Origin of the sequence: Buttiauxella warmboldiae (assembly GCF_003818135.1) — a bacterium.
Lineage (GTDB): Bacteria > Pseudomonadota > Gammaproteobacteria > Enterobacterales > Enterobacteriaceae > Buttiauxella > Buttiauxella warmboldiae.
In genome coordinates this window covers 30,965-51,123 of sequence record NZ_RPOH01000026.1, presented here as the reverse complement: position 1 = coordinate 51,123, position 20,159 = coordinate 30,965, and the positions used below count along the sequence as shown (strand labels likewise).

Here is a 20,159-nt window from a genome sequence, read left to right as displayed (position 1 = left end):
GGGTAGCCCGCTCTTCAACATTATGTGCTGCCCACCCGTCAATCTGCAGCATATTGCTCAGTGTCGGCTATCCTTAATGCGTTTGCACCGCGTCTTTTCCGGCGCTATGGTTAGCTTCTTTTGATAGTCAAAGACCTCTACGTTATGACGTTTTCACTTTTCGGCGACAAATTTACCCGCCATGCAGGCATTACTCGCCTGATGGAGGACCTCAACGACGGATTGCGTACGCCAGGCGCGATTATGCTCGGCGGCGGCAACCCGGCGCAAATTCCTGCCATGAACGACTACTTCCAGCAGCTGCTGGCTCAGATGCTGGCAAACGGGAAAATGGCCGATGCGCTATGCAATTACGATGGTCCACAGGGGAAAAGTGAGCTACTTGACGTGCTGGCGCAGATGCTGCGCAGCGAATTAGGCTGGGATATTACATCGCAGAATATTGCACTGACAAATGGCAGCCAGAGCGCGTTTTTCTACTTGTTTAACCTGTTCGCGGGGCGCTACGCCGATGGCAGCAGCAAAAAAGTGCTGTTCCCGCTGGCACCGGAATATATTGGCTACGCGGATTCCGGCCTTGAAGAAGAGCTGTTTGTCTCGACGCGCCCGAATATTGAACTGCTGCCGGAAGGCCAGTTTAAATACCATGTCGACTTCGAACACCTGCATATTGGCCCGGATACCGGAATGATCTGCGTGTCGCGCCCCACCAACCCGACCGGCAACGTCATTACCGATGAAGAGCTGATCAAGCTCGATGCGCTGGCAAATCAGCACGGTATCCCGCTGGTGATTGATAACGCGTATGGCGTGCCGTTCCCCGGTATTATTTTTAGCGAAGCCCGTCCGCTGTGGAATCCGAACATCATTCTGTGCATGAGCCTCTCGAAGCTCGGCCTGCCGGGCAGCCGCTGCGGCATCATTATCGCCAATGAAAAAATTATCTCCGCTATCAGCAACATGAACGGCATTATCAGCCTGGCTCCGGGCGGTATCGGGCCGACAATGGTGTGCGAGATGATTAAACGTAACGACCTGCTGCGCTTGTCTGAAACCGTGATTAAACCGTTTTATTACCAGCGTGTTCAGCAAACTATCGCCACTCTTCGCCGCTATTTGTCGCCAGAACGCTGCCTGATCCACAAACCGGAAGGGGCGATTTTCCTCTGGTTATGGTTTAAAGATCTGCCGATTTCCACCGAACTGCTGTATCAGCGCCTGAAAAAGCGCGGCGTGCTGATGGTGCCGGGGGATTACTTCTTCCCGGGCCTTGATAAGCCGTGGCCGCATACGCACCAGTGCATGCGCATGAACTATGTACCGGAACCTGAAAAAATCGAGGCGGGGGTGAAGATTCTTGCCGAAGAGATTGAGCGCGCCTGGGCCGAAGCGAAGTAAAAAGTTAACAGCCTTCTTCCCGGAAAGGGAGAAGGCTGGCCTGATTAACGAACCACCAAAGAGTCGTACCCTTTCCAGCGATAGTTCAGCATCGACACAATCCAGCAGGCGATAAACAGCCCAACCACGATAAAGCCCGCATTACCGAGGTTTTCATTGAGCGCATCAACCCATTTCCACAGGCCGGTATGCAGGTCGAATTTATCGGCTAACAGCCCTAATGCTTCCATGCCGCCGATAAACAGCGCCACCACAACCGAGGTGCCGGTGATGGTCATATTGTAATAGAGCTTGCGCTGCGGTTTGTTAAACGCCCAGCCATATGCGCCAACCATGATCATATTGTCGAGCGTATCAATCAGCGCCATGCCGCTGGCAAATAGCGCCGGGAACACCAGAATCGACCACATCGACATGCCGCTTGAGGCGCTGGCAGCAGAAATACCCAGCACGCCAATTTCCGTTGCGGTATCAAAGCCCAGGCCGAACAAAAAGCCCACCAGATACATATGCCAGCTTTTGTTGATCAGCCTGAACGTGGAGCGGAACAGCCAGCTCATCATGCCAGCGCCGTTAAAATCCGTCGCTTCAGCGCCGGGGGATTTACCGCGTTTTAACTGACGGAAGTTGCGCCATACGCCATGCAGAATCACCAGGTTGACCAGCGCCATCGCCAGCAAGAAACAGGCTGAAACTGCGGTGCCAATCACCCCGCCAACCTCATGAAACCAGTCCATATCGCTCTGGAAGGCTGCTGCCGTTGCGGCAATCGCCACGGATGCCAGCACCACGATGCTGGAGTGGCCGAGTGAGAACCAGGCGCCGATACCGAACGGGCGTTTTCCCTGCTGCATCATTTTGCGCGTCACGTTATCAATCGCCGCAATGTGATCGGCATCGACCGCATGGCGTAAGCCGTAGCACCATGCCAGCAGACTTGCCGCCATCAGCGCGGTGCTGTGGTGGAACGAAACCAGCGCCCAGGCCCAGGCGGCAAGATTGGCGGCGACTAAACCCGCGAGCAGAAAAGCAGCGCGTGGCTGGTCACGAAGAACACGCAATAACATCATTTTATCCTTGTGAAGGAAGGGGGAGACGGGCTGCGGCAATAAGAGCCTGGCCCAACGCAAGGGCACCGTCACCCGCAGGCAACAGTGTCGGGAAGAGCAGGGTAAAATCTGCGAGATGGTACGAAAATCTTTGGCGCAGCAGCTGGTTATGCAGTACGCCACCGCTGAATACGAGAGTGGTAATTGAGCGCTCATGCGCATGAATTCGGGCCAAATCGGCGAACCCTTTTGCCAGCGCATCATGAAATGCCCAGGCTCGGGCAGGCGCGTTGCCATGCCAGCTTAGCCATTGCCGCCAGAAGGTAGCCAAATTCAGCTTGCCGGCGATAACGGGCAGCGTGACGGGGTGGTTGCACCAGCCGCTTTGCGACGCCAGCGCTTCAAAGCGGCAGGCGGCTTCGCCTTCATAACTTTGTTGCAGCGGGGCGCAGTTCAGTGCCGCTGCGGCGGCGTCAAATAATCGCCCTGCGGAGGAAGCGAGAGGTGCGTTAATTCCACGCGCAATGGCCGTCGCCAGTAACGGCCAGTTTTGTGCACGTACCGCCTCGGTTTCAGGGAGTTGCTGCCAGTTCGCTACAAACGCCTCGCAATGAGCGAGTAGGTTTCGCCACGGCTGGCTGGCCGCGAGGTCACCACCCGGTAGCGCCACCGCCGGTAAGCCGCCGAGATGTTCGCACTCGCGGTAATTAACGCGTAAGCATTCACCGCCCCAAAGCTGGTTGTTCTCACCATAACCAATGCCGTCCAGGGTGAGCGCAATCACGTCTCCCCCTTCCCGCGGCCAGCCATGTTCGGCCATGCATGCCACAGCATGGGTGTGGTGGTGCAAAACACGGCTTACCGGCAAGCCCATTTCTTGCCCGATGCGGGCGCTGTGGTAACCGGGATGGGCATCAACAACGATCTGCTGCGGCGTAAAGTCATAGGCTTCGCACATCAGCTTTCGCGCTTTATGCCACTGCTGTTCAACGCCCTCTTCTGCAAGGTCGCCCAGATGCTGGCTCAGCACCGCCTGGTTACCGCGCAGTAAGCAGAAGGTATTTTTCAGATCCGCGCCAACCGCAAGTATCGGCGGTATGGCCTCAAAGCCTGGCGGCAGCGCCAGCGCATCCGGCACAAAACCTCTGGCACGGCGCAGCACTTCGCCGCCGGCGCGTACCACTGAATCATCCATGCGCTGCACGATATTGCGGTTGTGCAGCAGCCAGCCGTCAGCAATTGCGGCTAACTCTGCCAGCGCCTGCTGGTTGGTCATCGCGGGCGGTTTGCCGTTTAGATTACCGGAGGTCATCACCAGCGGGCCGCCGAAATCCTGCAGCAGCAGGTGTTGTAGCGGGTTGGCGGGCAGCATCACGCCCACTTCGCTTAAATGCGGAGCGATAAATTGGCTTAATCCGCAAAGATCGGACTTTGCCATTAGCACAATCGGGGCCGCTGGCGTGTTGAGTTGGGCGACCACATTGGCAGGCAGACCCTGTGAGTCCGGTAGCATGACCGCCAGCGGTTTTGTCGGGCGATGTTTGCGGGCGCGTAAGCGGGAAACGGCGGCGTCGTTACGTGCATCAACCGCCAGGTGGAACCCACCCAACCCTTTAATCGCAACGATTTTCCCGTCTTTTAACGCCGTAATGGCGGCCTGTAACGCATTTTCGCGCTCAAACTTTTGCTCGCCACAAAGCCATTCGATTTGCGGCCCGCATTCAGGGCAGGCAACCGGCTGAGCGTGGAAGCGGCGATCCATGGGGTCGCGGTACTCTTTTTCGCACGCCGGGCATAGCGGAAATGCTGCCATCACCGTGTTTGGCCGGTCATACGGCATCGCATTAATAATGGTGAAACGCGGGCCGCAGTGGGTGCAGTTGATAAATGGATAACGATAGCGGCGATCGTTCGGGTCGTTAAGTTCACGCAGGCAGTCGGGGCAGGTTGCCGCATCGGGGACAATTTGCGTATCCATCGTACAACTGGCGCTGTGGATGATGGTGAAATCCTGCGGGGCAGCGTTCCACTGCAGGGTCGATTGCTCAACGCTATCAATCCGAGCCAGCGGCGGGCAATGGGCGTGAAGCTCGCTGATAAACGCATCGGGCATCGACATCAGGCGCACCAACACACCTGCGCCGTCATTGCAGACGTCGCCGGTCAGGTTGAGTTTTTGCGCCAGTTGCCAGACGAATGGCCGGAAGCCAACGCCCTGAACTTTGCCGCGAATGCGTAGCATCACGCCGTTAAGATTCACAATTTGTACCCAATTTTAAGGAACTGGTAGAGTGGATAAGCGGAGCGCCATCCACCATTTTTTTAAACCTCCACAGCCTGGCGCAAACGCGCTTTCATCTTGCTGTATGTCGTCTGCGCGTAGTTTTCTGCCCATTGCTGGTCGGCAATCTGGCTGACGTTAACCGCGCAATACTTGGTTTCCGGCGTTTTGGAAATCGGGTCGAGATTGTCCTGCGTCAGCTCGTTACACGCGCCAATCCACCACTGGTAGGTCATATAAACCGAGCCGAGGTTGATGCGCTCGTTCACTTGCGCCCGGCTAATCACTTTGCCGCGGCGTGAACTGACCCACACCAGCTGTTGGTCTTTGATGCCGAGCTTTTCAGCGTCTGCCGGGTTCATCTGCACAAAGCCGGGTTCATCGGCCAGGGTTTGCAGTGCCGCGCAGTTGCCGGTCATCGAGCGGCAGGAGTAGTGGCCGACTTCGCGCACGGTACAGAGCACCAGCGGGTATTCGGCATCCGGCGTTTCGGCAGGCGCGCGCCACTCGGCGGCAAATAACTGGCCCTTACCGGTTGGGGTATCGAACTTGCTGTCTTTGTACAGATAGGGCGTGCCGGGGTGATCCAGCGTCGGGCAAGGCCACTGGACATGGCCCATATCGCCCATTTTTTCGTAAGTTACGCCGTAGAACAGCGGGCACAGCTCGCGCAGTTCATCCCAGATTTGCTGGTTGTTGTCGTAGTGCATTGGGTAGCCCATCTCGGTGGCGATGAGGCTGATAATTTCCCAGTCACGTTTGACGTTGTATTTCGGCTCGATGGCTTTCTCAAAGCGCTGGAAACCACGGTCGGCACAGGTAAACACGCCGCCGTGCTCGCCCCAGGAAGTGGCGGGCAAAATCACATCTGCCATTTCCGCGGTTTTGGTCATAAAGATGTCTTGCACCACCACAAAATCGAGCGCTGCAAAACCTTTGCGCACCAGGCCAAGATCGGCTTCGGTCTGCAACGGGTCTTCACCCATGATGTAGTAGGCTTTCATCTCGTCATGAATTGCCATGTGCGGCACTTCGGTAATACGCACGCCAACTTTGTCGTCCATATCATCGACGTTGATGCCCCAGGCCTTGGCGAATTTGGCGCGCACTTGCGGGTCAACCACATCCTGATAACCGGGGAACTGGTTGGGCAGCACGCCCATATCGCACGCGCCCTGCACGTTGTTCTGCCCACGCACCGGGCCAACGCCGACGTTTTCGCGGCCGAGGTTGCCGGTCAGCAGCGCAAGGCTTGAAAGCCCTTTTACGACATCCACTGCCTGGCCGAACTGAGTCACGCCCATGCCCCACATAATGGTGGCGGAAGGGGCAGCGGCAAATGTGCGCATCGCCTGGCGCACTTGATGCGCAGGCACGCCGGTCAGGTGCTCAACCTCTTCTGGCGCGTAGCCTTTAACCACCTCGCGGTAAGCATCCAGACCTGCGGCGAATTTTGCAACGTACTCTTGATCGTAGAGATTCTCTTCGAGCAGCACATAGCCAAACGCATTCACCAGCGCCATATTACAGCCGTTTTTCAGCTGTAAATGTTGATCGGCAATGCGCGCGGTTTCGATACGACGCGGATCGCAAACAATGATTTTTGCGCCGTTTTCTTTCGCTTTAATCACGCGACGCGCCACTATCGGGTGCGAATCGGCGCAGTTGTAGCCAAACACCAGCAGGCATTTTGAATTTTCGATCTCGCCGATGGAGTTACTCATCGCACCATTTCCCAGCGTCACCTGCAAACCGGCAACCGACGGCCCGTGGCAAACGCGCGCACAGCAGTCGACGTTGTTGGTATGCAGCACGGCGCGTGCAAACTTCTGCATCACATAGTTGGTTTCGTTACCCGTACCGCGCGAAGAACCCGTGGTCATAATTGAGCGCGGGCCATATTGTTCTTTAATCGCTTTCAGGCGTTTAGCGGTATAGCTAATGGCTTCTTCCCAGCTGACTGGCTGAAGTTTTCCGCCTTTTTCGTAACGAATCATCGGCTGCGTCAGACGCGGTGTGAGCAGCTTAGTGTCGTTGAGAAAATCCCAGCCGTAGTAGCCCTTCAGGCAGAGTTCATTTTGGTTTGTCACGCCATCAGCCGCTTCAGCGCGGATAATTTTGTTCTTCTCAACAACCAGTTTCAGTTTGCAGCCGGCACCACAGTAAGGGCAGACGCTGGTAATTTTTTTCATCAGTAACAGACCTGTTAAAAGTGAATAAGCGAAATTAGAAAATCAAAGATGAAGTGGCATCAAACGCGGCACGACGGCGTTTTTCGGCACTCATTTGTTCAAGTTTGTTGCGATCAACGCAGATAATGGCGTTAGTTGGACAGGCTTCCATACAGGCCGGGCCTGATGCGCGGGTGTGGCAAAGGTCGCATTTATTCGCTTCGGCTTTTTCGGCCATTACGTTAAGACCCGCGCCGCTGTTGCGCACAACCGGACGCACAACCACTTCCATTGCGCCGTACGGGCAAGCAACCACGCAGGTTTTGCAACCGATGCAGCGTTCCTGCATGACGTTGACAAAGCCATGCTCGCGGGCGATGGCCCCGTTCGGGCAGACGTTGGCGCAAGGGGCGTCTTCGCACTGGCGGCACATGGTCGCGGTAGAAACATTTACGCCTTTAATCACGTGAATACGTGGCAGGAAGGTTTGCGGGGTTAATGCGGCGCAATCCTGCGCTTCCTGGTGGGACACGACACAGGCCACTTCGCAAGTGCGACAGCCAATACATTTGCTTGAATCAGCAATGATGAATCGGTTCATCATAGCCTCCTGGAAAGAGTGTTTTTATCAGTCGGTGTTAGGCATACATAAAGTGTGCCAACTTTGAAACTAGCGTGATTCCGGGCGTGGCGCATTGATCCGGGGTGGGATGACAGTGACATCGACACATTTGACGATGTCATTTGGGCAGATGACAGAGGGTTTGCAAAGCCCCTCGCAATTCCTCAACGCCAAACCAAAAATGCGTCAGGGAAGGTTTCCCTCTTGATATGTTTTAACGAACGGAGGGGTTAATATGATTGACGCATGAAGCGGCAGCCGAAGAACTCGTGGCTTTACCCTCGCAATTGCGAGGCCGAATGTTTCGCTTAATTGAACGACTCGAATCTGAAGGAAATCAACTGCGAATGCCCCATAGCCGGGTGTTGGGTAACGGGCTTTTTGAACTGCGAGTGGGCGATAAAGAGATTGCTCGTACGGTCTATGCTTTTAGCTACGGGCAAACTATTTATATTCTGCATGCCTTTACGAAAAAGACACGCAAAACTCCGGATCAGGCCATTGAAATTGCACGTATAAGGTTGAAGGAGTTGATGAAGTGAAACCTGTCTGTCTTGATGAACTGAAAACAAGAATGCTTTGCGATGATGAGTCCGTGCAGGCATACCATGAAGCCGACCAGGAGATCCTGTTAATTCAGGCATTATATGAAATGCGTGAGAGAGCAGGACTGACGCAAATGGAGCTGGCAAACAAGCTTGGTACCAACGCGTTGGGTATTAGCCGTCTTGAGAAAAAACCGCTTAGCGCCAGCGTCAAAATGCTCAAGCGTTATGCCTCAGCCTGCGGCGCAAAGATCTCGCTCAATATCCACTACCTATAATTTGAATTATCAGCTGATGCTGCGCTTATTCAACCAGGCGGTTTTGCAGGGGAATAAGCGCAGCTCCAGCGACCAAAAATCACTCAAATTCAGGCGCTTCCAGCTGTGCGAAACCGCCTTTTCCTTCCCAGCCAGCCAGGCTTTGATATACCGTCTCAACTGCCGCTTTTACCGCGTCGGTCATTGGGTAGTAGAAGCCGATGATATCGGGCTGAATACCCAAGAAAATCACCTCGCCAACGTCTTCTTTCAGCTGATCGATCAGGTAGTTGAGCGGCATATTGTGGGTGGTCATCATAAACATTTCCGCGATGTCGTCCGGGTCGATGATGCGGATTTCGCCAGGATTGAGGCCCATATCCGTCGCATCCACCAGCAGCAATCTATCCGGGCGCAATTCACGAATCGCGACCACATCGTTTTCCGGCGCGCTGCCGCCGTCGATAACCACCCAGTCGCCTTGCGGGGCGGCCTGGCATTTCTCGGCAAGTAATGGGCCTGCGCCATCGTCGCCCATCATGCTGTTGCCGACGCACAGCAAAACATTAGTCATAACGCCTCCGAACCATCAAATAAATAGCGGGTTCTTGTTGAATAGCTTGCAGCATATCGAGCAATTCCTGGCTCCACTCTTGCTGCTGTTCAGTTTGCGTTGGTTTGGCGGCATCAAACGCTTTCGCCAGCAAAACCACATGGCTTTGGTCGATAACGATTTCACCGTAGCGCGGCACCCCTTCCATTTTGCGCCGCGCTTCGCTGCCCTCTTCAAGCGTGGCAATCCACGCTTTGTAAGGCTCATACGAGCAAACCAGGTTCTCTTTCAGGCAGTCGATAACGCCCAGATGGTGGCCGATTGCCAGGCTGTAATAGACCACCTGTTGCGCATCGCTCGGCGTGTTGTCGTTTTCATCGACAAACTTACGGCTAAGCTGGCAAAACACCACCGACTCGCTCATGGCACGCGCTCCTGCTTCACCAGCGCTTCCAGATTGCTGACGATTTCAGTCAGACGCGGATCGTTCTCGTGGGCCAGCCACTGCTGGACGCTGCCGTTTCCGGCGGTCAGGTTTTCCATATAGCTGTCGGCAATCTGGCGGCCATAGCGATAGCCTGCCAGACGACGTGCCTCGCGGTCGATGCGCACACGCAATGGCTGAACCATATCCGGGTGCAGAATCTGCGCCGGTTGAGCATCCATTTCGCTGGCTTCGCGGGCGTGGATTTTCTGCTCCAGCAAGCCTAATGCCATAGCAAAGCCGTACAGCGTTGCCGCAGGCGTTGGCGGGCAGCCTGGAATATAAACGTCTACCGGGACGATTTTATCGGTGCCGCCCCAGACGCAATACAGATCGTGGAAGATGCCGCCGCTGTTGCCGCATGCGCCGTAGGAAATACATATTTTTGGGTCCGGCGCTGATTCCCATGCGCGTAGCGCGGGGGAACGCATAGCGCGAGTCACAGCGCCGGTAAACAGTAAAATGTCCGCATGACGTGGCGACGGAACCACTTTGATCCCGAAGCGTTCTGCATCGAAAAGTGGTGAAAGGGTGGCGAAAATTTCGATTTCGCAGCCGTTACAGCCACCGCAGTCAACGCGGTAAACATAGGCGGAGCGTTTGATTTTTTTCAGCAGCGACGTTTTCATCAGGCTGATGGACTCATCCACCGTCATCGGCACTGGCATGCCTTTATCGTCGCGCGGGCCGAGTAACATACTCATGAGCGCACCTCTCTTATCTGGCGGCTAAGGTCGATCTGGTCGGAAGAGACCAGGCAAAGCTTACGTTTGCATTCGGGGCAGGTTTCGAACGAGGCGCGGTGCGCTTCGGCAAGTTTGTTGCCGTTGTGCTCAAGCAGCGCAATCGCGTAATCAATCTCTTTTTGCACGGCATAAGGCCTGCCGCACTGGCGGCAGTCGCACAGATCAAAGTGCGCCTGCTGCAGGAAATCCGCCTTGTTCCACACCGCCAGCTCATATTGCTGAGAAAGCTTGATGGCTGCCGTTGGGCAGACTTCTTCACAGCGCGCGCAGAAAATGCAGCGCCCCAGGTTAAAAGTCCACGCCAGTTGCCCCGCCATCAGATCGGTTTCCACCGTCAGGGCGTTGGAAGGACAGGCGTTCACGCAGGCCGCACAGCCGATACATTGCTGCGGGTTGTGTTCCGGTTTGCCACGGAAATTCGGGTCCACGGCGATCGGTTGAAGCGGGTACGACTCGGTGGCCACGCCGCCTTTAATGGCTTTTTTGATGAAGTTAAACATGGTGACTCCGTCTATTTCAGCGGCGAATTAGTACGTTCAATGCTGTAGCGCTCAAGCTCTTTGTACGGCACCACTTTGGTCTTGCGCTTGCGTACATCCACCACCGTCATGCGGTCGGTACAGGAGTAGCAAGGGTCCAGGCTGCCGATGATCAGTGGCGCATCAGAAACGGTGTTGCCGCGCAGCATGTAACGCAGCGTTGGCCAGTTGGCGTAGGTCGCCGCACGGCAGCGCCAGCGGTACAGTTTCTGGTTATCGCCGGTCATCGACCAGTGAATATCATCGCCGCGCGGGGCTTCAGAGAAACCAAGCGCGAAACGGTTCGGAATATAGGTGAAGCCGTCTACCGCCAGCGGGCCGCCAGGCAGGTTATCGAGGCCGAAATCAATCATATTCAATGCGGTATACACCTCGTTAATACGCACTTTCAGGCGTGAAAGCACATCACAGCCGGTTTCGCTGTGAACTTCCATTGGCAGCAGGCCGTAGCCGACAAACGGGTGATCGGCACGAGTGTCACGGGCGTGGCCGCTGGCGCGAACCATTGGGCCGACGTTGCTGAAATCGCGGGCGATTTGCGGGTCCAGGCGGCCAATGCCGACGGTGCGTTGTTCGATGTTTGGCGTGCTCATCAGGATATCGACCAGATCTTTCACTTCGCGACGCATCTGCTGTGCCAGCTGGCGCGTCTGGATCATGTCGTCTTTCAACAGATCGCGGCGAATCCCGCCGATCAGGTTCAGGCCGTAAGTTTTACGCGCGCCGGTGAGGATTTCTGCCATTTTCATCGACATCTCACGCACGCGGAAGAACTGCATAAAGCCGGAGTCGAAGCCGACGAAGTGGCAGGCGAGGCCGAGGTTCAGCAGGTGGCTGTGCAGTCGTTCTACTTCCAGCAAAATCGCGCGGATCATCTGGGCGCGTTCTGGCACCACGATGCCCATCGCGTTCTCAACTGAGGTGGTATAGGCGGTGCTGTGGGCGAAGCCACAGATGCCACATACGCGGTCAGACAAGAAGGTGACTTCGTTGTAGCCCATACGGGTTTCAGCCAGTTTTTCCATGCCGCGGTGGACGTAGAACAGACGGTAATCGGCGTCGATAATGTTTTCGCCATCAACGAACAGGCGGAAGTGGCCGGGTTCATCGCTTGTCACATGCAGCGGGCCAATCGGCACCACGTTGTTCTTTTTGCTGCCCAGTTCGTTGATGAACTCGTAAGTTTCCCGATCGCTGGTTGGTGCCGGGCGCTGGCGGTAATCCATGCTGTCTTTACGCAGCGGATACAGGTCGTCTGGCCAGTCATCCGGCAGCACTAAACGGCGCTCATCCGGCAGACCGACAGGCTGCAGGCCGTACATGTCGCGCACTTCACGCTCGCCCCAAACCGCAGCAGGTACGCGTGGCGTAACGGACGGGAATTCCGGTTTGTCGGCGTCAACTTCTACGCGCACGGTAATCCAGCATTTCACGCCGCTTTCCATGGAAAGCACGTAATACACCGCATAGTTACCGCACAGCTGGCGCTCATCGTTGCCGAACAGCACGGATAACCAGCCGCCCTGCTGGTAGTAAAGCCACTCCACCACTTCTGGCAGCATATTGAGCTTCACGGTGACGGTGATTTGGTCTTTGGTCTGCCACGCTTCGTCGATCACCGCATGAGGAAATTGCTTATGCAGCGCCGCGAGATAATGTTGGCCAATCTTTTCTTCAGACATAGATAAATTCTCTTAAATCACGCCGCCAGCAAGGAGACGAAGGCTAAAAAGGCAAAGCCAAAACCGGCCCAGGTAACCGTTGAGGTTTCCAGCATGCGCAAACGCGCCATGCTGTTCTCGAACAGCGCAATAATCAGTACGCCAGCAACCAGTTTTACCGCGGCCAGAACCAGCGCAATCGCCAGGCCGCCCCAGCTAAATTCGCTCATCTGGCCCCACGGCAGGAACACGCCAACGAACATTTGCAGCACTACCAGCTGCTTGAGGGAAATCCCCCATTTCAGCACCGCAAAACCTGCGCCGCTGTATTCGGTCAACGGCCCTTCCTGCAATTCCTGCTCGGCTTCTGCGAGGTCAAACGGCAGTTTGCCCATTTCGATAAAGGTGGCGAATGCGCAGGCGGCGAGCGCGAGGATCAGCGTTAAGCTTTGTGCGGCTGGCCAGTGATAAATGGTGGAAGCGATATTGCTGATATGCGTGCTACCTGCCACTTGCGCGGCAACCCACAGTCCCAGAATCAGGATGGGCTCAACCAGCACGCCCAACATCGCTTCACGGCTGGCCCCGATGGCGGTAAACGGGCTACCGGTGTCGAGACCCGCAATCGCAAAGAAGAAACGGGCGATGGCGAACAGATAGATAAGCGTTATCAAATCGCCCAGCGACGGCAGCGGTGAATACAGCGTTACCACCGGCAGAGCGGTGGCAATCGTCAGCATCACGCCAACCATCACAAACGGCATCAGGCGGAACACCCAGCCGGAGGCGGCTGGGGCCACGCTTTGGCGGCTAAATAATTTAAACAGGTCGCGATATTCCTGCAGTACGCCAGGCCCACGGCGGTTGTGCATACGGGCGCGAGTGACGCGGGTAATACCAGACAACAGCGGCGCGACGGCAAACAAAACCAGCGCCTGAATCAACGAAAAGAAAAGGGTATTCATCTCAGGCTCCTTAAGCGCAAACCGCAACCAGCAACACCGCCAGTTCGATCATCGCCAGGCGACGGAACGTACCGGCAAGGCAATCACACTGCCAGCCAGGCACCCACTTCACCGGGTTCAGGGTTTTGCGCAGTTTCAGCAGCGGCGCGAACGCCGCTTTCACTGGCTGAGCAAAACCGCCCGCCGTAATCACCATCGCCTGTTCGTGATCGTAACCGCAGACCCAGGCCGTGCCGCGTGTGCGGTTTGGCAGACGGTCGCCACGGAACATCACCATCAGAATGAAGGGCAGCAGCGGGCTGGCAATCAGCAGCAGGGTAATCATCGGTTGTGAAACGGTGGTATTCGCGGTTTGCAGCGGCAGCGGAATCGCGTTTTGCAGTAGCGGAATCAACCACGGAGCGGCAACCCCGGCAATCACACAACAGGCGGCCAGCGCTGCCACGGACAGGCTCATCAGGAAAGGTGCCGGGGTCGCGTTTTCAGCTTCTGGGGTGCGAGGCGCGCCGAGGAAAGTCACACCATAAACCTTCGCCATACACATCACCGCCAGCGCGCCGGTAATCGCCAGGCCTACAGCCAACAGCGGCCCTAAGAAATGTGCAATAAACAGCGGCAACGTGCCGAGGTGGAAGAAGGACTGGTAAATGACCCACTCACCGGCAAAACCGTTGAGCGGAGGCAGTGCAGCCATCGCCATTAAACCCACCAGCATGGCGATAGCAATCAGCGGCATACGTTTGCCAATCCCACCGAGCTTTTCGATATCGCGATGACCGGTACGGAACCAGACCGCGCCAGCGCCGAGGAACAACGTGGTTTTGAACAGGCTATGGTTGAACAGGTGATACAGGCCACCCACCATCCCGAGCGCCACCAGCGTTGATTCGTTTAGCGCAAGCCCCATCAGGCCACAGCCCAGGCCGAGCAGAATAATGCCGATGTTTTCCAGCGAGTGATAAGCCAGCAGGCGGTTGATGTTGTGCTCCATCAGCGCGTACAGGCCGCCGATAAACGCAGTAATTATCCCCAGAACTACGACTAAAATGCCCCACCATAACGGCATGACGTTGCTGATAAGCGAGAAACTCATGATGCCGTACAGGCCAATTTTCAGCACCACGGCGGAGAACAGCGCGGCTGCCGGAGCAGAAGCGTTGGCGTGTGCTTGCGGGACCCAGCCATGCAGCGGAATAATGCCTGCAAGCAGGCCAAAACCGACCAGGCTCAGCAGCCAGACTACGGAGCTGATTGGTGCGCCGTTGGTCATCTGGTGTAGTTCGGCATAGCTCAGCGTGCCGTACTGTTTCCACAGTAACCCGCAGGCCACCGCCAGCAGCATCGTACCCAGGCGGCCCAGCGCAAACCAAAGCTGGCCGGATTTCTGGCAGCCCGTCAGGAAGTAGCCGCTCAACGCCACGATTTCCGCCAGCACCACCAGCATGCCGAGGTTATCCGCAACCAGTGCCGCTACCGCTGCCGCCATCACCAGGTTCACCAGCAAGCCGTTCGCTTTAATGGCGTGATGACGATGCCAGTCGATGTTAAACAAAGAGATGAACAGGCCAGGCAGAGCCAGCGTCACCAGCCACACGCCGTTAAACGCGTTAAGCTGTACATGCAGCTGCCAGACTTGCGCCATACCGGTAAAGCCAGTTAAGGCATTGAAACCGGCGAGTAAAACCATGATCGAGCTGATGGTTCCGCCGATCCCAGCAATAAAACCGCTAATCGGCTTATTAAAGGCCGTGATACCTGCCAGCACCGCGCTTAGCACAAATCCCATCAGCGCCCAATGAATCAGGATAAAAGCACTCATTTTTTCACCTTCGGCTGGGTAAACAGGGTGAGATCGCCAGGCGTCGCGCCCAGGGTCAGTTCACGTTTGCGCTTGCTTGATTGGGCAATATCGTGGTTATCAACCACGCGCAATGCTTTGGTCGGGCAGGTGCGCACACACGCCGGGCCATTTTCATCGAAACTGCACAGGTCGCATTTCACCGCAATGGCGCGAATGCCGGGCACCCAGTCGATTAGCGAGCTGACGCGAGCAGGTGCGGGAGGGGCTGGTGGTGCCTTCGGGCTGTTGGCATTTGCCGGGATATGGATAGGACGGCTGCCGGAGAATTCAATCGAACCGAACGGGCAGGCGATGGCGCACAGTTTGCAGCTGACGCAGAGGCTTTCATTAAGCTGTACCGCGCCATCGATGCGAGTAATAGCGTTAGCCGGGCAAACGCCCGCGCAGGGCGCATCTTCGCAGTGATGGCACATTTGCGGCGCGGAATCATTCGCGTCACGCATCACTTTCAGGCGCGGCATGGATTGCAGGCCGTGCAGGCGGTGCGTTTCAGAGCAGGCCGCCTCGCAGGTATGGCAACCCATGCAGAGTTTGGAGTCGGCGATAATAAAGCGGTTCACCAGGTGTTCCTTAAAGCATCATCATTTTTGACGAAACCGTGCCGAAGCCTGTCGTTTCGACAGTTTTCGACACCCAGAGGAGCAATCAGGCCTGAGCACTTTGCTGCAGTTGACCCATCGACACTGGGGTATCGCTGTTCACTGCGCTGTACAGGCTTTCATAGACCGGACGAATTTTTTCGAGGTAATGATCGAGCACGTTTTCGCGGTCACGGTTACTGATGCTGTTGTCGATGCGGCCTTCGTCATCAAGCATCGCTTTGGCAATCAGGACTCTGTCTTCGCCGCTACGTTTTTCGACATAGTATTCAATGGTATGGCTGTTAAAGCCTTCGGCGAGGCGCACGTTAATAATGAAATGGTCAAATAAGAAGAAGCGCAGGGAATCATCAGGGTTGCAGCCTACCGCGTGATGCAGCCTGGCTTTAGAAAGGGTGATGCCCTGAATCAACGTATTGCAGTATTGCTGCCACTGCGTAAGCAAGCGCTGGTGCTTGTCGGCAATGTATTCGGCTTTTTCGCTCAGTTCCCAAATGTTCATTTTTAAATCACTCTGTTTTTGCTGATGCGTCTACAGAGCATGTTTCGTGCCAAGTTTGTATTTGTCTGAAATTGTTGGTTTTTGTGTGGATTCGTGGCGGGTAGCCGCAGAGTTGACATGTCATTTCGACATCTTTGACGGTGCGTTGATTGATCACCCTCACCCCGACTCTCCCCGAGGGTGAGGCTGCATCTGGCATCATCCTTGCATTACCTCTGCCAGATATCCCCGGAGGTACTATGCACGAAATCACCCTCTGCCAACGCGCACTGGAACTCATTGAAGCTCAGGCCCGCCAGCACGGCGCGACTCGCGTCACCGGCGTCTGGCTCGAAGTGGGCGCTTTCTCCTGCGTTGAGCAAAGCGCGCTGGAGTTCTGTTTCGACTTAGTGTGCCGCGACACCTTAGCCGAAGGCTGCCAGCTTCATATTCATCAACAGCAAGCGGAATGCTGGTGCTACGGCTGTCAGCAACACATCACCTTGTTAACGCAGCTGGTGCGGCGCTGCCCGCTGTGCGAAGGCAGCAACTTACGCATCGTGGCGGATGATGGCGTACAGATTAAACGTCTGGAAGTAGAGGAGACAAATCATGTGTAGCACCTGTGGTTGTGCTGAAGGCAACCTGTATATAGAAGGCGATGAGCGCAACCCGCACTCCGGTTTCCGTAGTGCGCCTTTTGCGCCAGCCGCGCGAGCGCTGACGCCAATCACCGGCATGAAATTTGCCCCCACTGCCGACGATCAGGGTGACCTGCATTACGGTCACGGCGCGGCGGGCACCCACGCGCCCGGTATGACGCAGCGCCGGATGCTGGAAATCGAACTTAACGTGCTCGATAAGAACAACCAGCTCGCCGTGTATAACCGCGAACAATTTGCTAAACGGCAACAGCTGGTGCTGAACCTGGTTTCCAGCCCAGGCTCCGGTAAAACCACGCTGCTGACCGAAAGCTTAAAACGCCTGCACGGTAATGTACCTTGCGCGGTTATTGAAGGCGATCAGCAAACGGTGAATGACGCGGAACGTATTCGCGCCACCGGCACGCCAGCCATTCAGGTGAATACTGGCAAAGGTTGCCACCTTGATGCGCAGATGATCCGCGATGCCATGCAGCGCCTGCCGCTTGAACGTAACGGCATTCTGTTTATCGAAAACGTGGGTAACCTGGTGTGCCCGGCGAGTTTTGATCTCGGCGAACGCCATAAAGTGGCGGTGCTTTCGGTTACCGAAGGCGAAGACAAACCGCTGAAATATCCCCATATGTTTGCTGCGGCTTCCCTCATGCTGCTCAACAAAATCGATCTGCTGCCGTACTTACAGTTCGACGTCGATAAATGCCTCGATTACGCCCGCCAGGTGAATCCGGATATTGAAATCATTCTGGTTTCCGCGACCAGCGGCGAAGGCATGGAACAATGGCTGAACTGGCTGGAGGCTGAACGATGTGCATAGGCATTCCGGGCCAAATCGTTGAGCGTTTGCCAGACGGTAGCGCCAAAGTCGATGTCTGCGGCATCAAACGCGACGTCAACCTGATGCTGGTGGGCGAGGCGCAACCTGGCCAGTGGGTGCTGGTTCACGTTGGTTTTGCGATGGCTATTATTGATGAAGCCGAAGCTCGCGACACGCTCGACGCATTGCAAAACATGTTTGAAGTGGAGCCTGACGTTGGCGGCCTGCTGTTTGGGGAAGAAAGTCGATGATGCGCTTTGTTGATGAATATCGTGCGCCGGAAAAAGTGATGCAGCTTATTGATGTGTTACGTGAACGCGCGCCTGAGCTGCCCTATACCGCACGGCGCCCGCTGCGCATTATGGAAGTCTGCGGTGGGCATACACACGCTATCTTTAAGTTTGGTCTCGACCAGTTACTGCCCGATAACATTGAGTTTATTCATGGGCCCGGCTGCCCGGTGTGCGTGTTGCCCATGGGGCGTATCGACACCTGTATCGAAATTGCCAGCCACCCGGAGGTGATTTTTTGCACCTTTGGCGACGCGATGCGCGTGCCGGGTAAAAACGGCTCGCTGATGCAGGCCAAAGCGCGCGGTGCGGATGTGCGCGTGGTGTATTCGCCGATGGATGCGCTCGCTTTAGCCAGTCAGAATCTGGATAAAAAAGTGGTGTTCTTTGGCCTCGGTTTTGAAACTACGATGCCGACGACCGCCATCACGCTGCAACAGGCGAAAGCGCAGGGCATCACTAATTTTTACTTTTTCTGCCAGCACATCACGCTGATCCCTACGTTGCGTAGCCTGCTTGAACAGCCGGATAACGGCATTGATGCGTTCCTCGCTCCCGGTCATGTCAGCATGGTGATCGGCACCGCCGCCTATCATTTTATCGCGACCCAGCATCAGCGCCCGCTGGTGGTGGCAGGCTTTGAGCCGCTGGATTTATTGCAGGGCGTGGTGATGCTGGTGGAGCAAAAAATCCAGCAGCGCAGCAAAGTGGAAAATCAGTACAAACGCGTGGTGCCGGATGCCGGAAACAACCTGGCGCAGCAGGCGATTTCAGAGGTGTTTACCGTGCGCGGTGATGCGGAATGGCGCGGGCTTGGCACCATCAGCGATTCCGGCGTACAGCTGACCGCAGACTATCGTCAGTTCGATGCGGAGGATCATTTCAAACCCGCGCCGCAGCAGGTGTACGACGACCCGCTCGCCCGCTGTGGCGATGTGCTCACCGGGCGTTGCAAACCGCATCAGTGCCCGATGTTCGGCCAAACCTGCAATCCTCAAAATGCCTTTGGCGCTTTGATGGTGTCATCCGAAGGTGCATGTGCCGCGTGGTATCAGTATCGCGGCCAGGAGTGCGAAGCATGAAAACGATAGAACTCGCCCACGGCAGCGGCGGCCAGGCAATGCAAAAGCTGGTAGCTGACTTGTTTATGCAGGCATTTGATAATCCGTGGCTGTCAGAGCAGGAAGATCAGGCCCGATTGCCGCTGGCTGAACTGACGGCCAGCGGTGACCGGCTGGCCTTTTCCACCGACAGCTATGTTATCGACCCGCTGTTTTTCCCCGGCGGCGATATCGGCAAATTAGCTATTTGCGGGACGGCGAACGACATTGCGGTCTGCGGGGCGACGCCGCGCTGGCTATCGTGCGGATTTATCCTTGAAGAAGGTTTACCCCTGGAAACGCTGGAGCGTGTTGTCACCAGTATGGCGGCGACGGCTAAAGCGGCCGGTATTGCCGTGGTGACGGGGGATACCAAAGTCGTGCAGCGCGGGGCGGCAGATAAGCTGTTTATCAACACCGCAGGGATGGGCGCCATTCCCGCAGGTCTGAACTGGGGCACGCAGCAGATCGGCGTGGGGGATGTCTTGATCGTCAGCGGGACCTTAGGTGACCACGGAGCGACTATCCTTAACCTGCGTGAATCGCTGGGTCTGGAAGGGGCGCTAAGCAGTGATTGTGCGGTGCTGGCCCCGCTAATCGCCCCTCTGGTGAAGATCCCCGGCGTAAAAGCGCTGCGGGATGCCACGCGCGGCGGCGTGAATGCGGTACTGCATGAGTTTGCGGCGTCCTGTGGATATGGAATGGAAGTGGCTGAAAGCCAGCTGCCGTTAAACCCGGCAGTGCGTGGCGTGTGTGAATTGCTCGGCCTTGACGCGCTGAATTTTGCCAACGAAGGTAAACTGGTGATTGCGGTTCAACGTGAATCCGCCGAAGCGGTGCTTGCGGCACTGCGCGCTCATCCGTCCGGCACAGAGGCGGCAATTATTGGCGATGTCGTTGAACGTAAAGGCGTACGCGTCGCCGGACTTTATGGGGTAAAACGGACCTTAGATTTGCCGCATTCTGAACCGCTACCACGCATTTGTTGACCCAGGCCCGGATTACCGCGTAGCACTCTGGCTACACTAAAGCATCGGGCGCGATTTATATGATAAATACACTCCTTACCCGGTCACTCGCC

Annotated in this window: 21 protein-coding genes; 8 read left to right on the top strand and 13 right to left on the bottom strand. The window is 56.1% G+C overall.

Going from position 1 to position 20,159, the window contains the following annotated elements:
• The first annotated feature begins 144 nt into the window (after positions 1-144).
• Positions 145-1,398, top strand: coding sequence for a valine--pyruvate transaminase (gene avtA, locus EHN07_RS08040; RefSeq protein ID WP_124023653.1), 1,254 nt, complete (start codon positions 145-147; stop codon positions 1,396-1,398).
• A 44-nt stretch (positions 1,399-1,442) separates the two neighbouring features.
• Here the strand turns inward: avtA and EHN07_RS08035 are convergent, their stop codons facing one another.
• The 4 genes from EHN07_RS08035 to hydN all read right to left on the bottom strand — a co-directional run bounded on the left by EHN07_RS08035 (position 1,443) and on the right by hydN (position 7,500).
• Entirely contained in the window at positions 1,443-2,465 is a 1,023-nt protein-coding gene (locus tag EHN07_RS08035) for a HoxN/HupN/NixA family nickel/cobalt transporter (RefSeq protein ID WP_124023685.1), read from the bottom strand.
• 4 nt (positions 2,466-2,469) lie between these two features.
• Positions 2,470-4,689, bottom strand: coding sequence for a carbamoyltransferase HypF (gene hypF, locus EHN07_RS08030; protein ID WP_124023686.1), 2,220 nt, complete (start codon positions 4,687-4,689; stop codon positions 2,470-2,472).
• A gap of 80 nt (positions 4,690-4,769) precedes the next feature.
• A complete protein-coding gene (gene fdhF, locus EHN07_RS08025; RefSeq protein WP_124023652.1) occupies positions 4,770-6,920 on the bottom strand; it encodes a formate dehydrogenase subunit alpha in 2,151 nt (716 codons plus the stop codon).
• Positions 6,921-6,954: 34 nt separating this feature from the next.
• Complete coding sequence (hydN, locus tag EHN07_RS08020; RefSeq protein WP_124023684.1) at positions 6,955-7,500, bottom strand: electron transport protein HydN; 546 nt, start codon at positions 7,498-7,500, stop codon at positions 6,955-6,957.
• Between the two features lie 260 nt (positions 7,501-7,760).
• Here hydN and EHN07_RS08015 point away from each other — a divergent pair, with 260 nt between their 5' ends.
• On the top strand, positions 7,761-8,063 hold the full coding sequence (locus EHN07_RS08015) for a type II toxin-antitoxin system RelE/ParE family toxin (protein WP_279630490.1): 303 nt from the start codon (positions 7,761-7,763) through the stop codon (positions 8,061-8,063).
• Entirely contained in the window at positions 8,060-8,344 is a 285-nt protein-coding gene (locus tag EHN07_RS08010) for a helix-turn-helix domain-containing protein (RefSeq protein WP_124023651.1), read from the top strand. Before EHN07_RS08015 ends, EHN07_RS08010 begins: the two co-directional genes overlap by 4 nt.
• 79 nt (positions 8,345-8,423) lie before the next feature.
• Here EHN07_RS08010 and hycI read toward each other — a convergent pair whose 3' ends face one another.
• The 9 genes from hycI to hycA all read right to left on the bottom strand — a co-directional run bounded on the left by hycI (position 8,424) and on the right by hycA (position 16,233).
• Entirely contained in the window at positions 8,424-8,897 is a 474-nt protein-coding gene (gene hycI, locus EHN07_RS08005) for a hydrogenase maturation peptidase HycI (RefSeq protein ID WP_124023650.1), read from the bottom strand.
• Positions 8,890-9,300, bottom strand: a complete 411-nt coding sequence (locus EHN07_RS08000) for a formate hydrogenlyase maturation HycH family protein (protein ID WP_115626923.1) — start codon at positions 9,298-9,300, stop codon at positions 8,890-8,892. Before EHN07_RS08000 ends, hycI begins: the two co-directional genes overlap by 8 nt.
• Positions 9,297-10,064 carry an NADH-quinone oxidoreductase subunit B family protein gene (locus tag EHN07_RS07995; protein WP_124023649.1) on the bottom strand — a complete coding sequence of 256 codons (768 nt, stop codon included), beginning with the start codon at positions 10,062-10,064 and terminating at the stop codon, positions 9,297-9,299. Before EHN07_RS07995 ends, EHN07_RS08000 begins: the two co-directional genes overlap by 4 nt.
• Positions 10,061-10,606 carry a formate hydrogenlyase complex iron-sulfur subunit gene (locus EHN07_RS07990; protein WP_124023648.1) on the bottom strand — a complete coding sequence of 182 codons (546 nt, stop codon included), beginning with the start codon at positions 10,604-10,606 and terminating at the stop codon, positions 10,061-10,063. The genes EHN07_RS07995 and EHN07_RS07990 overlap by 4 nt, the downstream gene beginning before the upstream one ends.
• A gap of 11 nt (positions 10,607-10,617) precedes the next feature.
• On the bottom strand, positions 10,618-12,327 hold the full coding sequence (locus tag EHN07_RS07985; protein WP_124023647.1) for a hydrogenase large subunit: 1,710 nt from the start codon (positions 12,325-12,327) through the stop codon (positions 10,618-10,620).
• Positions 12,328-12,344: 17 nt separating this feature from the next.
• Positions 12,345-13,271, bottom strand: a complete 927-nt coding sequence (locus tag EHN07_RS07980) for a respiratory chain complex I subunit 1 family protein (protein WP_124023646.1) — start codon at positions 13,269-13,271, stop codon at positions 12,345-12,347.
• A 10-nt stretch (positions 13,272-13,281) separates the two neighbouring features.
• On the bottom strand, positions 13,282-15,090 hold the full coding sequence (hycC, locus tag EHN07_RS07975) for a formate hydrogenlyase subunit 3 (protein WP_124023645.1): 1,809 nt from the start codon (positions 15,088-15,090) through the stop codon (positions 13,282-13,284).
• On the bottom strand, positions 15,087-15,692 hold the full coding sequence (locus tag EHN07_RS07970) for a 4Fe-4S dicluster domain-containing protein (protein WP_124023644.1): 606 nt from the start codon (positions 15,690-15,692) through the stop codon (positions 15,087-15,089). The genes hycC and EHN07_RS07970 overlap by 4 nt, the downstream gene beginning before the upstream one ends.
• Positions 15,693-15,777: 85 nt before the next feature.
• The gene (gene hycA / locus EHN07_RS07965) at positions 15,778-16,233 is read right to left on the bottom strand and encodes a formate hydrogenlyase regulator HycA (RefSeq protein ID WP_124023643.1); all 456 of its coding nucleotides are present in this window, start codon (positions 16,231-16,233) and stop codon (positions 15,778-15,780) included.
• A gap of 239 nt (positions 16,234-16,472) precedes the next feature.
• On the opposite strand from hycA, the gene hypA reads away from it, so the two are divergent.
• From hypA to hypE, 5 genes are read left to right on the top strand one after another with little or no spacing between them, the layout of a single operon-like run.
• The gene (gene hypA / locus EHN07_RS07960) at positions 16,473-16,832 is read left to right on the top strand and encodes a hydrogenase maturation nickel metallochaperone HypA (protein WP_124023642.1); all 360 of its coding nucleotides are present in this window, start codon (positions 16,473-16,475) and stop codon (positions 16,830-16,832) included.
• Positions 16,825-17,688, top strand: coding sequence for a hydrogenase nickel incorporation protein HypB (gene hypB / locus EHN07_RS07955; protein ID WP_124023641.1), 864 nt, complete (start codon positions 16,825-16,827; stop codon positions 17,686-17,688). Before hypA ends, hypB begins: the two co-directional genes overlap by 8 nt.
• Positions 17,679-17,939, top strand: a complete 261-nt coding sequence (gene hypC / locus EHN07_RS07950; RefSeq protein WP_124023640.1) for a HypC/HybG/HupF family hydrogenase formation chaperone — start codon at positions 17,679-17,681, stop codon at positions 17,937-17,939. The genes hypB and hypC overlap by 10 nt, the downstream gene beginning before the upstream one ends.
• Positions 17,939-19,060: a hydrogenase formation protein HypD gene (hypD, locus tag EHN07_RS07945; RefSeq protein ID WP_124023682.1), complete on the top strand. Its 1,122-nt coding sequence runs from the start codon at positions 17,939-17,941 to the stop codon at positions 19,058-19,060. Before hypC ends, hypD begins: the two co-directional genes overlap by 1 nt.
• Entirely contained in the window at positions 19,057-20,067 is a 1,011-nt protein-coding gene (gene hypE, locus EHN07_RS07940; protein ID WP_124023639.1) for a hydrogenase expression/formation protein HypE, read from the top strand. The genes hypD and hypE overlap by 4 nt, the downstream gene beginning before the upstream one ends.
• Positions 20,068-20,159: the final 92 nt, after the last annotated feature.

Coding starts and splice junctions, on each gene's coding strand:
- hypC (WP_124023640.1), top strand. CDS start 17,679: ATGTGCATAGGCATTCCGGGCCAAATCGTTGAGCGTTTGCCAGACGGT.
- avtA (WP_124023653.1), top strand. CDS start 145: ATGACGTTTTCACTTTTCGGCGACAAATTTACCCGCCATGCAGGCATT.
- hycC (WP_124023645.1), bottom strand. CDS start 15,090: ATGAGTGCTTTTATCCTGATTCATTGGGCGCTGATGGGATTTGTGCTA.
- EHN07_RS07985 (WP_124023647.1), bottom strand. CDS start 12,327: ATGTCTGAAGAAAAGATTGGCCAACATTATCTCGCGGCGCTGCATAAG.
- fdhF (WP_124023652.1), bottom strand. CDS start 6,920: ATGAAAAAAATTACCAGCGTCTGCCCTTACTGTGGTGCCGGCTGCAAA.
- EHN07_RS07990 (WP_124023648.1), bottom strand. CDS start 10,606: ATGTTTAACTTCATCAAAAAAGCCATTAAAGGCGGCGTGGCCACCGAG.
- EHN07_RS08000 (WP_115626923.1), bottom strand. CDS start 9,300: ATGAGCGAGTCGGTGGTGTTTTGCCAGCTTAGCCGTAAGTTTGTCGAT.
- hypA (WP_124023642.1), top strand. CDS start 16,473: ATGCACGAAATCACCCTCTGCCAACGCGCACTGGAACTCATTGAAGCT.
- hycA (WP_124023643.1), bottom strand. CDS start 16,233: ATGAACATTTGGGAACTGAGCGAAAAAGCCGAATACATTGCCGACAAG.
- hycI (WP_124023650.1), bottom strand. CDS start 8,897: ATGACTAATGTTTTGCTGTGCGTCGGCAACAGCATGATGGGCGACGAT.
- hypD (WP_124023682.1), top strand. CDS start 17,939: ATGCGCTTTGTTGATGAATATCGTGCGCCGGAAAAAGTGATGCAGCTT.
- EHN07_RS07995 (WP_124023649.1), bottom strand. CDS start 10,064: ATGAGTATGTTACTCGGCCCGCGCGACGATAAAGGCATGCCAGTGCCG.
- EHN07_RS08035 (WP_124023685.1), bottom strand. CDS start 2,465: ATGTTATTGCGTGTTCTTCGTGACCAGCCACGCGCTGCTTTTCTGCTC.
- hypB (WP_124023641.1), top strand. CDS start 16,825: ATGTGTAGCACCTGTGGTTGTGCTGAAGGCAACCTGTATATAGAAGGC.
- hydN (WP_124023684.1), bottom strand. CDS start 7,500: ATGAACCGATTCATCATTGCTGATTCAAGCAAATGTATTGGCTGTCGC.
- hypE (WP_124023639.1), top strand. CDS start 19,057: ATGAAAACGATAGAACTCGCCCACGGCAGCGGCGGCCAGGCAATGCAA.
- EHN07_RS07980 (WP_124023646.1), bottom strand. CDS start 13,271: ATGAATACCCTTTTCTTTTCGTTGATTCAGGCGCTGGTTTTGTTTGCC.
- hypF (WP_124023686.1), bottom strand. CDS start 4,689: ATGCTACGCATTCGCGGCAAAGTTCAGGGCGTTGGCTTCCGGCCATTC.